The following is a 15,452-nucleotide window of genomic DNA, read 5'->3' on the forward strand; positions in this document are numbered from 1 at the left end:
GGCTTCGATCTCCCCGAGCTCCACCCGGAAACCGCGGAACTTCACCTGTCGGTCGACTCGATCGACATACTCCAGGACGCCGTCGGTGGTGTGCCGCGTCCGGTCGCCGGTGCGGTACATTCGTGCTCCTACGGCCCCAAACGGGTCGGCGACGAAGCGGGAGGCGGTGAGCGCTGACTGGTTGGCATAGCCGACGGCCAACCGGGTGCCGCCGAGGTACAGCTCGCCTACCTGTCCTGGCGAGACGGGCCGCAGCTGCTCGTCGAGGACGTACGAGAGCACGTCGGGTAGCGCGGTGCCGATGTGGGGGCCCGCCCCTTCGATCCAACCGGCGGTGGCGTCCACGGTGCATTCGGTCGGGCCGTACAGGTTGATCGCCCGTGGTCCGCCCGCTGAGCCGGCGAAGGCCAGCTCAGCCCAGGTGTCGGCGGGAACCGCCTCGCCGCCGACGAACAGGCGAAGGCGGCTGCCGTCGGGCCGGGGTTCTAGCAGTCGGCCGCGCAACAGCCGCCAGTGCGTGGGGGTGAGGTCCAGATCGGTGACACGATACTCGGCGAGTAGCGCGGCGAGCCGGTCCGGGTCGCGGCGCTGCTCGGCGTCGAGTACCACCACCGTGTCGCCACGGCAGATCCGGGCCCACTGCTGGACAGAGGCGTCGAAGGAGGCGCTGGCATTCCAGGCGACCACAGTCGGTTCGCCGGGGTAGAACCCGGTCCGCTCCAGGGAGGCGACCAGGGCGGCCACGGCCGGCCGGGTCACCTCCACGCCCTTCGGCGTTCCGGTAGAACCGGAGGTGTAGATCAGGTACGCCGGACCGGGGAACGACTCCGGACCGCGGGCTGCCAAGGCGGCGCCGCCAGGTTCGGTGGGCGGATCGCTGAGCACCAGCGGCTCCACACCCCGTGGCACCGGCGCAGCGATGTCACCGGTCACCACAAAGCGGATGCCGGAGTCGGTGGCCATGTACGCTAGCCGGTCCGCCGGGTAGTCCGGGTCCAGTGGCACGTATGCCGCGCCGGCTCGCCACACGCCGAGCAGCACAGCCGGCAGCCGGCTGCTGCGTTCCACGCTGACCCCGACCCGGTCGCCCGGCTGGATGCCGCGGGCGGCGAGCTGGTTGGCGAGCCCGGCGGTGAGGCGGTCAAGCTGGGCGAAGGACAGGTCGCCGTCGGTCGCCCGGACCGCGATCCGGTCGGGATCGTATTGGACCACTGTCTGAAATCGAGTCAGCAGATCGACCGGCTGGCCGTCTCCGGGGGCAGGGCTGTCCATGGTCGGGACTCCTCTCTTCTGCGGCGCCGCCGCGAGATGCGGATCTGGTGGAGCGGGGCCGATGTACAGTCAGGCTCCCGCCGCGGCCGGCCGGACCTCCGGCCGACAGTCGGCGAGCTTGATCGGGTTGCCCATGGCCACCACGATCTTTCGGTCGCCGCGGAACGGGTCGCGGCCGTGGGCGGCAAGCACGTTGTCGACCAGAAGCAGGTCGCCCGTCTGCCACTGTTCCCGGACCGTCGCCTCCTGGTAGGCGATTTGGAGGGTCTCCAGCTCTGCGCGGGTCAGCGGATCGCCGTCGCCGAACGCCGTGTTGAACGGAAGCCCGTCCGAGCCGAACTCATCGAGCAGGGCTTCTCGTAGCTCGTCGTCGAGCGACCACTCGCTCCAGAACGCCAGGTGGTTGAACCAGACCTCGTCCCCGGTGACGGGGTGGCGGATGATTCCGGGTCGCAGCTGGCTGGTTCGGAGGTTTCCGTCCGGCTGCCACTGATGTGCGATCAGGTTCTCGGCGCAGTAGCGCTCCACGTCCTCGCGTCGCTCCGCGCCGAAGGCGGAGCGCCAGCTGGTGGAGATGTGGTCGCTGTAGCTGCGGCGCAGCATCCAGCCGGACTTTCGCATCCTCGTGACCAGTTCGGCCGGCAGCGCACGCAGCACCTGGCGACAGTCGGCGACCGGTGTCGCCCCGCCCTCCCTAGGTGCGACCAGACATGCGAAGAGCAGCAGACCGGGGAATGTGAGGGTGTAGCTGTTCTCGTTGTGCATACGGATCGGCTGGGCGGCGGGCAGGTCCGTGGAGGAGAACACGTGATCGCCGTAGTCGCTGCGTGGGGTGGCCTTCTCGCGGTACGCGGTGCGATGGCGCAGCACAGCGTCCCGAACCTTGGCGAAGTCCTCGACGGTGCGTATCGGCAGGCCGCGGACCAGCACCGCGCCGTACTCGTGCAGGGCCCGGGTGAGCTCCTGGCGGAGCTCGACCAGCCGCCGGCAGGCGTCGTCGATGTCAGGTACCCCGTCCAGCCGGGCGGTCATCGGTCGGCCCGCCGAGTGCTCCCATGCGGGTCGAGCGTCGTTCTGGCTCATCGCAACTCCTTCCCAGTCGGACGGCCTGAACCGGCCGGCGGCTTGGCCCTCAGTGTGGTGGGTGGTCGGCGACGAAGGCGGCGAGCCGCTTGATGCCGTCGTCGATCTGTTTGTGGCCCAACAGGCTGACTGATAGTCGGATCCGGGGGGGCGGCCACCGTGGCCTGGTAGAAGCGCCGCATCGGGTTCCAACCCAAGATCCGGGGTGCAGGATCGCAGTGCGAGGTCTCGTGCAGCGTGCGTGGAGCCAGGCGGACTGCGTCCAACGCCTCGCGATTCGCGGCCAGGGTCCGCTCGTAACCGGCGCCACCGGCGGCGAAGTCCCACACCTGCGGGGATAGCGTCTGTTCTGCGAGCCGTTCCAAGTCCGACAGGCAGACGGCGTCACGCACTCACGGGGGAACGGCGGCCGGGACGGGCATGGTCGGGGACGACGGGTTCACTCTGCGTGCCGGGAGCGTTCGAATTCCACGGCCTCGTACAACGCCCGGATGTTGGAGCTGCCGAAAGTCTCGGCGCCGATCCGTTCGATCACCTCGAAGAAGAGAGTGCGCCGTGGATGGGTGGATCGGGTGAAAATCTGGAACAGCTGGCCGGCGTGGTCCTGGTCGACGAGAACGTTGAGTGCGCGCAACTCGTCGACGGTGTGAGTGGTCACCTCGATGCGGTCGCGCAGCAGATCGTAGTAGGAACCCGGGGTGTCGAGGAACTCCACGCCGTGCCGGGACAGCGCCCGGACGCTACGCACCGCGTCGTCCACCAGGAACGCGAGGTGCTGAACACCGGATCCTCCGTGTTTCTTGACGAACTCGTCGATCTGACCGGGCTCGGCGCTGGTGTCAGGTTCCAGCACCGTCAACGTGACGGTCCGTGAAGCGTTTTGCACCACCTTCGAGTTCATCGCCTGGCTGCCTATCCTGATCTGCTCTTCGAAGGTCTGCTCGAAACCAAGGGCGTCCCGGTAGAGCGCCACGGTGGCGTTGAGCTCGCCTGGGCCCACGCAGACCGCGAAGTGGTCGAAGTCGAGCAGACCGACCTCGGCCGTGTGGCCGGGCGCGGCGGGCAGCGGGCGGAATCCGGGCGGCAGCGCGGGCGGATCGGCGGGGTGGCGTTCGAGCAAGCTGTGCACGATGTCGCCGAAGCCGCCGACGACGGCGGTCAGGCCGGTTCCGTCCGGGAGCGGACGAGGCTCCGCAATCGGGCGGGCGCCTTGGGCGACCGCGGTGCGGAAGGCCTTGGTCACGTCGGGCGTCCGCAGCACGATGTCGCCGACGCCGTCGCCGTGGGCGAGGGTGTAGGCGGTGGCCGGGTGGTCCTCGATCGTCCCCTGGGTGAGGACGAGCAGGACCCGGCCCTGACGTAGCGCCACGCTCCGTGCGCCTGCCTCGGTGGAGTCGGCGGTGCCCACCGGGGTGAAGCAGTAGTGCTCAGTGAACCGCGCGCCGGCGGCCTCCAGATCGGTGACATAGAGGACGACGTGGTCGAGGTCCAGATCGGCTTGGAAGCCGTTTGCCGGGAGGCTCGTCACTGCTGTTCTCCTCGTATTCGTCGGATTCCGGTGGCTTGGTGCGTGTTCGCCGGAGTGGAGCCGCTGCCTTGCGCCTACGATGCACCGAGGGCATATTTTCGGGGTTATATCCGGATATCATCCGGATGGCCGGACGGGTTTGGGACCGTCAGGGAACGGTGAGGACCACGGCGGCGTTCTGCCCGCCGAAGCCGAAAGAGGGGCTGATCGCGGCCGCGCCCGTGACCGGCCGCGCCCGGTCGACGACCAGATCCAGTTCGGCTGCGGTCTCGTCCGCGCGATCGAGGTTCGCGATCGGCGGGACCAGTTGGTGTTCGAGGGAGAGCAGGGTGAAAGCTGCTTCGAGAGCGCCGGACGCGCCCAGGGTGTGGCCGGTCAGGCTCTTGGTGGCGGTGATGGGCGGCCGGTGAGGGAACAGGCGGTGCAATACGGCGGCTTCGACGGCATCGCCGACAGGAGTGGAGGTGCCGTGCGCGTTGACATGCGAGATGTCCGACGGCGCGAGACCGGCATCCGCGACAGCGGCGTTGATGGCGAGTTCGGCGCCGCGGCCCTCTGGATGTGGGGCGGTGAAGTGGTGGGCATCGGCGGAGGAACCGAAACCGGCTACCCGGCCACGGATTCGGGCGCGGCGTGCCACCGCGTCCGCCTCCCGTTCCAGGACCAGGATCCCGGCACCCTCGCCCAGTACGAACCCGTCCCGCTCGGCGTCGAACGGGCGGGAGGCAGCGGCCGGGTTGTCGCGCCGAGTCGAGAGCGCGCCCATGCGGTGGAAGCCGATGCAGCAGGCTCGGTTGCGGCCGGACTCGGCGCCGCCGACCACGGCGAGGTCACAGGCGCCGGATCGCAGTAGGTCTCGTCCGAGTCCGATCGCGGTGGTGCCAGAGGCGCAGGCGGTGCTGACGCTGAGGCTCGGGCCGAGCGCCTGCAGGTCGGTGCTGATCTCGCCGGCGGCCAGGTTCGGCAGCGTACGCGGCAAGAAGAGCGCGGAGACCCGGTCGTTGCGGCCGGCGGCGATGTGCTCCATCGTGCGGTCCCAGGCAGCGCTGCTCGGTCCGCCGGTGCCCAGCACCACAGCCACCCGGGCACCGTTCCAGTCCTGCGGGTCGAGCCCGGCGTCGGCTACCGCCTCGCGGGCCGCGACCAGTGCCATTTGAGCGTACGGGTCGAGGCGCCAAGCGAGTTGACGGCTGACCAGTTCTGCCTCCGCGAAGCCCGGCACCGGATAGGAGAAGTTGACCGTAAGGTCTGCCAACACGTCGTCCGGGGTGGCCCGGGAGGTGCCGGCGCACAGGCCGGCCCAGTTCTCCGCAAGACCGATGCCGAGTGGGGACACCAGCCCGAGGCCGGTCACCGCGATGGCGGAGGAGCCCATCACGGCTGTTCAGCCTGCACCGGCCCGCTGGCATTGGCCGCAACCAGAGCCACCGCGTCAGCGAAGGTCGAGTCCGGTCGCAGCTCGGTCGGTGGGACCCCGAACTCCTCGTCCAGGATCACGGAGAACTCCACCAGACCCAGTGAGTCGAGTTTCAGATCCACGAACGTGGCCTCTGGCGTGATCAGTTCCCGTGGCACGCCGAGCAAGTCGTGAAGCCGTTGGGCGACGGCTTCGTACAGAGCGGACACGTCTGCTCCTATCGATGAGAAGGTCGTGACGGCCTTGCTTGAGTGTGCGCCGAACCGGGTTGTCGGTGCCTCGGCGCAGCTCGGGGATGGCCCGGTTCCGTGGCCGTCCGGTCAGTTCAGCACCGTCTCTGGCAAGCGGGTGCGCGGCAGCGGGGACAGGACGGCGAACGGGTGGCCCTGTTCAGGAGCGGGCGGCAGAGTCATGGGCAGCGAGCCGATGTCGACCCGGAGCCCGCCCAGCGACGGCTGCCCGGTTAGAATGGCTTGTTCGACGGCCCGGAGCTCGATGCCCGGATCAAGGCCGAGTTCGGCGACCAGCGTCTCGCGGCCACTCCGGAAGGTGGCCAGCGCCTCGGCCGGTCGGCCCGACCGGTAGAGGGCGAGCATCAGGCGGGCCCGCAGTTGCTCGTGCAGCGGGTGCGTGGCGACCAGCTCGGTCAGCTCCGCGATGATCTCGCGGTGGCGGCCCAGCTGGAGCTCCAGGTCGATGCACTGCTCCACCACCGAAAGCCGACTCTCCTGCAGCCGCGTCGCGGAGACCTGTACCGCTCTGCTGCTGATACCGGCGGCGACCGGTCCGCGCCACAGCTCCAGAGCCGCCCGTAGATGCCGCACCGCTTCTTCCAGCCGGTGGTCGGCGGCCAGGTTGAGGCCGACGCCGACCAGTGCCTCGTAGCGCCGCAGGTCGAGCTGGCTGTCGGTGACCCGCAGCAGATATCCCGCGATGTGGGTCTCGATCAGCTCGGGGCTGCCCGGAGCGGTGAGAAGCCGACGCAGGCTGGAGATGCAGATCCGGACCTGGTTGGTCGCGGTACGAGGGGGATTCCCATCCCAGACCGCGTCAACGAGTTGTCTGAGTGGAACAGGCTGATTACTGCCGAGTAGAAGAGCGGTGAGGATTGTCTGCTGCCGCGCTGAGGAAATAGTGACATTTGTGGACGAATTTATGACTTCAATCGGTCCGAGTACGTTGAACAGCACGTCCAGGCCCCCCGTGGCTCTGTCGTCGCAACCGCCAGGGCGGGCGGCCTGGGCGGCTGCGCCATCCCTAGTGGGAACTCAGGCATCGAGGTGGACTGCTGTCGAGCCTGAGATGTGTGTTCGAATCGCCAGTGATTGGAACCATAACCAGACCGTTCCTGCAATGGCAAGGGCCTTTCTCTTGACGGGTGTTGGTGGCATGGGCGGGCTGCCGGAGCGGGCTCGGGCGAAGCGCGATGCTACTCTGTGTCATATCTAGTGACACAGTGTGACGAAAGTGTCTTGCGTCGGGCGGGCCGGACACCCTTGGTGCCGGTGATATCTGCACGAAAACATCGCGATATCGGCGTCGTGCAGGATGGTTGGGACGGCGGGCCCGTCGCATTTCTTCCCGAGGTGCGGGGCTGCGCCTGTCAGACAATTCTTCTGGAGGAAAGCGCATGGCAAATCCATTTGAGGACGAGAATGCCGCCTACCTGGTCCTGGTCAATGACGAAGGACAGCACTCCCTGTGGCCGGCATTCGCCGAAGTGCCAGGGGGGTGGTCTGCGGCTCTCGGCCCGACCGATCGGACGAGCTGCCTGGACTATGTGACCGAGCACTGGCAAGACCTCCGTCCGCGTAGTCTTGTCGTAGCCATGTCCGAATCGCACAACTGACCCATGATCAATGGAGCGACGGGATCAGGCCGTGCGGCCCCAGCCCCGCAGTGGGCGGGTGGGCAGACCCGTAGCGGACGAGGCGCCGTCCACGGACACCACGGCGAGCTGCTGCAAGGAGTCTTCACCGGAGCCGATGGCAGACTGCAGCGCGGCCTCACTACCCTGCCCTGCAGCCTGTTTTCCTCTGAGGCGATCGTCGAACTCGACACGCGCTCTGCCGTGCTGTCCGTAGAGCCGGCCTGGAAGGCGAAGGCCAGGGACGCCGCCTCGGCCACCGCGGCCGCGGTCGGCTGGCCACGAATCGGCGGCCGCCTGGTGATCCGCAGCAACACCGAGGTGGGCCGCGGCTTCGGCTCCTCGACCAGCGATGTCACCGCCGCCATCCGCGCGGTGCTGGACGCGCTGGGCGTCACCGTCAAGGCCGACCGGATCGCCCGCCTTGCCGTACAGAGCGAAGTGGCCGCAGACCCGTTGATGTTCGACGGCATGCTGCTGTTCGCCCACCGCGAGGGGCAGGTGATCGAGTCCTTCGGGCCTGCCGTGCCGCCTTTCCGACTGCTCGGCTTCCCGCTGGGTATCGACCGGGTGGACACCGTGGCCTTTCCCCCGGCCGTCTACAACCGCTCCGAGGTAAGGGACTTCGAGACGTTGCGGACCCGGTTGCGTCATGCCGCCGCCCGCTCCGACCTCGCGGAGATCGGCCTGGTGGCCACCGAGAGCGCCCGCATCAACCAGCGCTTCCTGCCAGTCCCCGCCTTCGGTGCCTTGCTGGACATCGCGGATCGGGTTGGTGCGGCCGGCCTGCAGGTCGCGCACAGCGGCAATGTGGGCGGATTCCTGTTCGACCCTGCGGGCCCCGAGCCGGATGACCGGATCGCGGAGGCCGCAGCCCTGCTTCGCGCCGCCGGAACCGATGGCACCTGGCACTACGCATCCGGGCCCTCGGCGCCCCGTACCTGAGACCGCAACGAACGATCCGGTGCGCCCCAGGCCACCGACGGCGACCTGGAGAGAGACTGATGGCGAACCCTGAAGCCGGGACGATCCGCTGCCCGATGCCAGGACCGCTCCCCGGCGACCTGGACCTCGATGATCCGCGCCCGGTGCACTGGATGACCCTGTCGAACGGGGTCGGTGCCTGGGTGGTGTCCGACTATCGGCTCGGTCGCGAAGTCCTCGCCGACCGGCGGTTCACCCGCTCCGAGGCGGTCCGCAGCGACGTCCCCAAGCTCACCACTGTCGACCCCGCTCCGGACTCCATCATCAGTCTGGACGGGCCCGCCCATGCTCGGCTACGCCGCATCGTCGCCGGCGCCTTCACCGAGCGGCGGATCGCCGACCTGCAACCCGAGATCGAGCGCATCGCCGGCGAACTCCTTGACGCGATGACTGCCGAGGTTGCTCCGGTCGACTTCGTCTCTGCCTTCGCCTCGCCGCTGCCACTGCACGTATTGTGCCGGATGCTCGGCATCCCGCTGACCGACTACGCGCAGTTCCAGACCTGGGTGCCCGTACTGTTCGACCTCGCCGGAGATGGAGCGGACAGCCGTACCAGCGCCTTCCGGATCACCCACTACATGACGAAGCTGGTCGGACTCAAGCGGCGCGAGCCCGCAGACGACTTGCTCACCGCCCTGGTCCAGGCGACCGACGAAGGTGGCCGACTCACCAACCGGGAACTCGTCACCCTTGCACTGTCCCTGCTGATGGCCGGCTATGACTCCACCGGAGACCAGATCGCTCTCAGCATCCTGAGTCTGCTCCAGGACAAGCCCCGGATGCAGGCGTTGCGGGAGCGACCCGGGACGATCCCCGCCGAGGTCGAGGAACTGCTGCGCACCAATCCCTCCGCACCGGCCAGCTTCACCCGAATGACCAGGGAGACCGTGAACCTGCGCAACGTCGTGATCGAGCCGGGCCAGCCGGTCGTGGTCTTCCTGATGGCCGCCAACCGCGGCGTCTCCGAGGGTGAGACGTCGAGCGGTGGCCCGATGCCGCACCTCACCTTCGGGCATGGCATCCACCGCTGCCTGGGTGCGCCGCTCGCCCGGCTGCAACTTGCCACTGCCCTGAGGCTGGTGTCCGAACGCCTGCCCACCCTCGCGCTTGCCGAGGACCCCGACCGACTCCTGTGGAAGACCGGCTCGGCCACCCGCGGACTCACCCGGATGAACGTCACCTGGTGACCCGGGCCCCGCCCGCCGCAGCACGACCCACATCTACGCACAGCCGACCCACCGGCCGCCGCCGGCGGGCCTGACGCCGCACGGGGGAACCGACGTGGAACCGACCCAGTCACATCCGCACGCGCCCGCAGCCGACCGTGGCCGACCGCTGCGTACCGCCCAGGCGGGCCTGTGGTTCGCCCAGCGCATCGCCGCGCCTGCCAAGAGCTTCGACGTCGCGCAGTACGTCGACATCCGCGGACCCCTCGACCGGGCATGCCTGACCGAGGCCATTGACCTGCTCCTCGCCGAGACCCCGACCCTTCGCGTTCACTTTCGCGAAGTTGACGCCGAGGTACGGCAGTTCGTCGCGTCCGTCGGCCCCCGGCAGGTTCACCACCTCGACTTCTCCGACCAGTCCGCCCCGGCCGCCGCGGCCCGCGCCTGGATGGCCGAGGACCTCGAACGGCCCATCGATCTCGCCGAACCCTCGTTGTTCCGCACCGCCCTGATCACGCTCGCCGACCAGCACCACCACTGGTACCTGCGCGCCCACCACATCGTCGCCGACGGCTTCAGCGGCCCGCTGGTGGCCCGCCGGGTCGCCGAGCTGTACGACTGTCTGCTCGTCGGCCGGGAGGTTCCGCCCGGCGCCGCCCCCGGTTTGGACGAGCTCCACGATGATGAGACCCGCTACCTCGACTCTGCCGCCCACGCCCGCGACCGTGCCTACTGGCACGAAAGGCTCGCCGACCGCCCCGAGCCTGTGAGTCTCTCCCACCAGAGCGTGCCCGTCCCCAACCGGGTGTTGCGCAGTTCCGGTATCCTTGCCGAGGCCGACAGCGCCGAGATCCGCGCCGCCGCCAGCCGGCTGCGCACCACCTGGAGCGCCCTCGCCGTCGCTGCGAGCGTCGGCTATGTGCACCGCCTCACAGGTGCCGAGGACCTGGTTATCGGCGTGCCGATGACCGGACGGATCGGCGCCACGGCCGGCCGCGCCGTCGCCACCCTCGCCAACATCTTGCCGATCCGGCTGCGCCCGCGCCCGGATACCACCGTCGGCGAACTCGTCTCCACCGCCACCCGGGAAGTCCACCGCGCCCTCGTCCACCAGCGCTACCGCTACGAGGACCTGCGCCGCGACCTCGGTCTCAACGGCACCGAGGGGCGCCTGTTCAGCTGCGAGATCAACGCGATGGCCTTCGAGAACACCCTTAACCTCGCCGGCTGCACTGCCACCGTTCACAACCTCGCTAACGCCATCACCGAGGAACTCGAGTTCTCCGTGTTCGGTGGCCCGGTCGAAGGACCGATCCGGGTTGACACCGATGGGATGTCTCAGCGCTTCGACACCGCCGACCTGGTCGGGCACCGCGCCCGCTACGCCGCACTGCTGGCCCGCTTCGGCTCCCGCACGGACCTGCGGCTGCGCGACCTCGACCTGCTCGGCGAACAGGACCGCCGTGACCTGCGCCGTTGGAACGCCACCGCACGACCCACTCCGGCGACCACTGCTGCCGCACTCCTGCAGGAACAGGCGACCCGCGCCCCGCATCGCGTGGCGCTGGAGGACGGCGACCGCACCTGGACGTACGCCGCCCTCCACGCCGACGCCAACCGGCTCGCCCACCTCATCGCCGGCCTGGGCATCGGACCAGAGGACACCGTGGTCAGCGCTCTGCCACGGTCCGCCGAAGCCGTCGTCACACTGCTTGCCGTCCTCAAGGCCCGCGCCGTCTACGTCCCCGTCGACCCGGCCCAGCCCGCCGAACGCGTCGCCGCCATCACTGGCGCCGTCCGGCCCGCCCTGGTCATCGGACTCAGCCGGGACCACAACCTGCCCGGCACGGCCGGACGCCACCGCCTCGACCTCGACGACCCGCGCACCCGCGAGCGCCTCGCCGCCCAGCCCGACACCGACCCGCCGCTGGAGCGCGATCCCGCGCTCACCGAACTCGGCTGCGTGTACACAATCTTCACCTCAGGCTCCACCGGCCGGCCGAAGGGCGCCATGGTCCACCAGGCGGGCATGGTCAACCATCTCCTGGCGAAGGTCGAGGAGTTCGGCCTCGACGAGCACACCCGGCTCGCCCTCAACGCACCACTCACCTTCGACGTCTCCGTCTGGCAGATGCTCGCCGCGCTGGTCGTCGGCGGCACTACCTGCGTCATCGAAGAATCCTCCGGCCAGGATGCCCTGGCGCTGTTCGATGCCACCGGCCGGGCCGCGGTCACGGTGCTGGAAGTCGTCCCCTCCCAGGTCCGTGCCGTCCTCGACGCCTGGGACACCGGTCTGCCCGCTGCCCGGCTGCGCGGACTTCGACACCTCGTCGTCAACGGAGAGGTGCTCTCCCCGGAACTCGTCCGCCGTTGGTACGCGCGCTTCCCCGATGTAGCGATCAGCAACGCCTACGGCCTGACCGAGTGCTCCGACGACAGCGCCCACGCCTCGATCGACGCCGCCACCGCCACCGGACCCGGTCGTCTTCCGGTCGGCCGGCTGCTGCGCAACCATCGTTTCCACATTCTCGACAACAGCCTGCGCCCGGTACCGCCCGGCGTCCCGGGCGACCTCTACATCGCCGGCGTTGGCGTCGGCCGCGGCTACCGCGGCGACCCTCACCGCACTGCCGAGCGCTACCTCGCCGATCCGTTCGGCGACAGCCCCGGCGCCCGGATGTACCGCACCGGAGACCGCGCTCGCCTGCGGCCCACCGACGGCCAACTGGACTTCCTCGGCCGCCTCGACCACCAGGTCAAGATCCGCGGCAACCGCATCGAACTCGGCGAGGTCGAGGCCGCGCTGCGCGCCCTGCCGGGCGTCATCGACGCCGTCGTCACCGCCGACCGCACCGGCGGGATCCAGCGGCTCATCGGCTACGTCATCACCGAGGCCGACCCGGCCGATGTGCGGGTCGGCCTCGCCGAGCTCGTCCCCGACTACATGATCCCCGCCGCGATTGTCCCGCTCGTCACCTTCCCGCTCAACACCAACGGAAAGGTCGACCGTAAGGCTCTTCCCGCGCCCGACTTCACTGCCGCGGTCAGCGGCACCGCGCCCCGCACGGACACCGAGCGAATCCTCGTCGAGATCCTCGCCGAGGTGTTGGCACTGCCCGAAGTCGGCATTGACGACGGCTTCTTCGACCTCGGCGGCGACAGCATCAGCTCCATCCAGCTGGTCAGCCGCGCCCGCCGCGCCGGACTTCATTTCAACGCCCGCGACGTCTTCCAGCACCCCACCGTCCGCGAGCTCGCCGTCGTCGCCACCGATGCCGACCCCGTCGATGGCCGCCACGAACCGGCCGACGCGGCCTACGGCGTCGTCCCACCCACCCCGATCACTGCCTGGCTGCGTGAACTCGGCGGCCCCGTCGACCACTACCACCAGCGCGTCCGGCTGCGCGTCCCGGGCACGCTCGACCAGACCGCCCTGACCACCGCCGTCGCCGCGGTCACCGCCCACCACCCCGTGCTCCGTGCTCGAACTGTGCCCGCGGACGACGGAAGCGGCTGGACCCTGGAGATCCCCCGCGAACCCGTCCCCGCCGAGTCCAGTGCCGTCACCCGACTCGACGCCACCGCTGCCGAACGGGTTGACGACCTGATGGAGGCCGCCGAACACGAGGCCGTCGGCCGGCTCGCCCCCACCGGGGGGCGGATGCTGCAGGTGGTCTGGCTCGACGCCGGGCCCGACCGCGACGGCCGGCTCCTCGTCATAGCCCACCACCTGGTCATCGACGGTGTCTCCTGGCGCGTCCTGCTCCCCGATCTGGCCGTCGCCTACGCCGCGGCCGCCGACGGTCGGGAATCGGAGCTCGAACCGACCGGTACCTCCTTCCGCCACTGGGCCACCCGGCTCGCCGCCGCCGCCCCTGAACGGCGCTCCCAACTCCCGTTCTGGCAGGACATCGCCAGCACCTCCGAACCCGACCTCGGCGACCGCCCGCTCGACCCCGATTGTGACACCGAGGACCGCTCCGGCACCCTGGAGATCGACCTCCCCGACCTGGTAGCGGACGCCGTCCTAACCCGCCTCCCGCAGGGTTACCACGCCAAGCCCACCGATGTGCTGCTCGCTGCGCTTGCCCTGGCCGTCGCCGACCGCCGCAGAGCCACCGGCGACTGCAGCGGACCGGTCCTGGTCGATCTGGAGGGACACGGCCGGGAGGACCTCGTCCCCGGGGCCGACTTGTCCCGCACCATCGGCTGGTTCACCACTGTCCATCCCGTACGGCTCGACGCCGCCGTCAGGGATTGGTCGGACGTCCAGCACGGCGGACCGGAACTCGGCAGCGCCCTCAAGACCGTCAAGGAACAGCTCGCCCGGGTCCCCGAGAACGGCATCGGCTACGGCCTGCTGCGCTACCTCGCCCCGGACTCCGGCGAACTGCTCCGCGCGGCCGGCCGCGGCCCCCAGATCAGCTTCAACTATCTCGGCCGGATCGCCGGCCCGGACAGCCTCGGCGACTGGACACTGGCCGCCGAAGACCACACGGGTCAGGCGGTCACCGGCGGCGGCGGTCCTGGCATGAGGCTGTCACACGTCCTGGAGATCGACGTCTACAGCGTCCGCCGCAAGGGCCTCGGCACGGACTCTCAGCCGCGTACGGACGGCCTGACCGCCCGGTGGCGCTGGGCCGCTGGCGCGCTTCCCGTCGGCGAGGCGCATGCCCTCGCCGACGCCTGGCAGCGACTACTCGTTGCGTTCGCCACCCACGCTGACCGTTCGGACGCTGGCGGACACACCCCCTCTGACATGGCCTTGGTCGACATCAGTCAGGACGAGCTCGACGAGTTCGAGTCCGTCCTGGAGCAGAAGGATGGTACAGACCGGTGAAACAGTCGCGCATCGAGGAGATCCTCCCGCTCTCGCCGTTCCAGGAAGGCCTCTACTTCCATGCTGAGTACGACAAGGACGTGCCGGACGTTTACAACGTTCAGTACGTCTTCGACCTGGAAGGTCCGGTCTCCTCCCGGGCGCTGCGCGAAGCGGCCCGGTACGTCCTGACGCGACACAGCAGCCTGCGGGCCGGCTTCCATCAGCGCAAGAACGGTCAGCTCGTCCAGATCGTCACCCGGGACATCCCGCTGGACTGGCAGGAAACTGACCTCTCGGGCCTGCCTCCGGCCGAACGCGAGCCCGCCCTGCACCGCCACCTCGCCGCCGAACGCGAACGGCGATTCGACCTGGCCTCGCCGCCGCTGATTCGATTCGCCCTGATCCGACTGGGGGCGGACCGGCATGCCTTTGCGGTGATGAACCACCACATCCTGCTCGACGGGTGGTCCATGCCGGTCCTGATGTCGGACCTGTTCCTCGCGTACGCCCAGCACGCGACCGAGGCGATCACCCCGCTCGCCGGGCCGCCCGCCCGTCATTACCGCGACTACCTCAGCTGGCTGCGCGAACAGGACGGGTCGGCCGCCGAGACCGCCTGGCGAGAGGCTCTCACCGGACTCGACGAGCCGACCCTGGTCGCCGGCGCCACCGGCGCGCCCGTCAGCCGGTTGGAGCGGGTCAGCACCACCCTTGGGCCGGAGCTCACCCACCATGTCACCGAGCAGGCCCGCGCCCTCGGGCTGACCCTCAACACCGTGCTCCAGGGTGCCTGGGCGCTACTGCTCGCCGGCCTCACCGGCCGCGACGACCTGGTCTTCGGTGCCACCGTCTCCGGCCGCCCGCCCGAGTTGCCAGGCGTGGAGGAGATCGTCGGCCTACTCATCAACACGGTCCCGATCCGCGTCAGGCTGCGCCCCGATGAGACGCTGAACGGTCTGTTCCGGCGCATTCAGGAGGAGCAGGCCGCGCTCCTCGGCCACCATCACCTCGGCCTGGTCGACGTTCACCGTGCGGCCGGTCTTGACCGCCTCTTCGACACCGTCCTGCTGTTCGAGAACTACCCGTTCGACGCTGACGACTTCACCAAGCTTGGCACCGGCCTGCAGTTGCGCGGCATCCAAGCTCACGACGGCGCCCACTATCCGCTCCGAATGGTCGTCCTGCCTAGTGCTACCGACCTCACACTGCACCTCGACCACTCCGCGGATCTGTTTGACCATGCGTCGGTGGGGGTGCTGGCGGGCCGTCTGGTCCGCACGCTGGAGGCCTGGGTGGCGGCCCCCGGAACCCCG

The 15,452-nt window shown here is 69.5% G+C and carries 12 protein-coding genes; 5 read left to right on the forward strand and 7 right to left on the reverse strand.

Translation table 11 applies throughout. The features are described from left to right. The 7 genes from AB0E96_RS26875 to AB0E96_RS26905 all read right to left on the reverse strand — a co-directional run. Positions 1–1,272, reverse strand: a 1,272-nt coding sequence (locus AB0E96_RS26875; RefSeq protein WP_359828029.1) for an amino acid adenylation domain-containing protein, incomplete at its 3' end; no start/stop codon positions are given. Between the two features lie 69 nt (positions 1,273–1,341). Next, the gene (locus AB0E96_RS26880; protein WP_359828030.1) at positions 1,342–2,355 is read right to left on the reverse strand and encodes a TauD/TfdA family dioxygenase; all 1,014 of its coding nucleotides are present in this window, start codon (positions 2,353–2,355) and stop codon (positions 1,342–1,344) included. Further along, positions 2,352–2,747 (reverse strand): alpha-hydroxy-acid oxidizing protein, encoded by a 396-nt coding sequence (locus tag AB0E96_RS26885; RefSeq protein ID WP_359828031.1) that lies wholly within the window; start codon positions 2,745–2,747, stop codon positions 2,352–2,354. The genes AB0E96_RS26880 and AB0E96_RS26885 overlap by 4 nt, the downstream gene beginning before the upstream one ends. Positions 2,748–2,794: 47 nt before the next feature. Then, the gene (gene hppD, locus AB0E96_RS26890; RefSeq protein WP_359828033.1) at positions 2,795–3,883 is read right to left on the reverse strand and encodes a 4-hydroxyphenylpyruvate dioxygenase; all 1,089 of its coding nucleotides are present in this window, start codon (positions 3,881–3,883) and stop codon (positions 2,795–2,797) included. 148 nt (positions 3,884–4,031) lie between these two features. After that, a complete protein-coding gene (locus AB0E96_RS26895; protein ID WP_359828044.1) occupies positions 4,032–5,258 on the reverse strand; it encodes a beta-ketoacyl-[acyl-carrier-protein] synthase family protein in 1,227 nt (408 codons plus the stop codon). Next, a complete protein-coding gene (locus AB0E96_RS26900) occupies positions 5,258–5,509 on the reverse strand; it encodes a phosphopantetheine-binding protein (protein ID WP_359828034.1) in 252 nt (83 codons plus the stop codon). The genes AB0E96_RS26895 and AB0E96_RS26900 overlap by 1 nt, the downstream gene beginning before the upstream one ends. Before the next feature lie 111 nt (positions 5,510–5,620). Then, entirely contained in the window at positions 5,621–6,490 is an 870-nt protein-coding gene (locus AB0E96_RS26905) for an AfsR/SARP family transcriptional regulator (RefSeq protein ID WP_359828036.1), read from the reverse strand. A 440-nt stretch (positions 6,491–6,930) separates the two neighbouring features. Here AB0E96_RS26905 and AB0E96_RS26910 point away from each other — a divergent pair, with 440 nt between their 5' ends. The 5 genes from AB0E96_RS26910 to AB0E96_RS26930 all read left to right on the forward strand — a co-directional run. Continuing rightward, positions 6,931–7,149, forward strand: a complete 219-nt coding sequence (locus AB0E96_RS26910; protein ID WP_359828038.1) for an MbtH family protein — start codon at positions 6,931–6,933, stop codon at positions 7,147–7,149. A gap of 3 nt (positions 7,150–7,152) precedes the next feature. Then, on the forward strand, positions 7,153–8,112 hold the full coding sequence (locus AB0E96_RS26915) for a GHMP kinase (RefSeq protein ID WP_359828040.1): 960 nt from the start codon (positions 7,153–7,155) through the stop codon (positions 8,110–8,112). A gap of 59 nt (positions 8,113–8,171) precedes the next feature. Beyond that, positions 8,172–9,338, forward strand: coding sequence for a cytochrome P450 (locus tag AB0E96_RS26920; protein WP_359828041.1), 1,167 nt, complete (start codon positions 8,172–8,174; stop codon positions 9,336–9,338). Between the two features lie 94 nt (positions 9,339–9,432). Then, positions 9,433–14,157 (forward strand): amino acid adenylation domain-containing protein, encoded by a 4,725-nt coding sequence (locus tag AB0E96_RS26925; RefSeq protein WP_359828042.1) that lies wholly within the window; start codon positions 9,433–9,435, stop codon positions 14,155–14,157. Next, the coding region (locus tag AB0E96_RS26930) for a condensation domain-containing protein (protein ID WP_359828043.1) at positions 14,154–15,452 on the forward strand (1,299 nt) is incomplete at its 3' end. The genes AB0E96_RS26925 and AB0E96_RS26930, both read left to right, overlap by 4 nt.

This window comes from Kitasatospora sp. NPDC036755 (assembly GCF_040636595.1).
In the GTDB taxonomy this organism is placed as follows: domain Bacteria; phylum Actinomycetota; class Actinomycetes; order Streptomycetales; family Streptomycetaceae; genus Kitasatospora.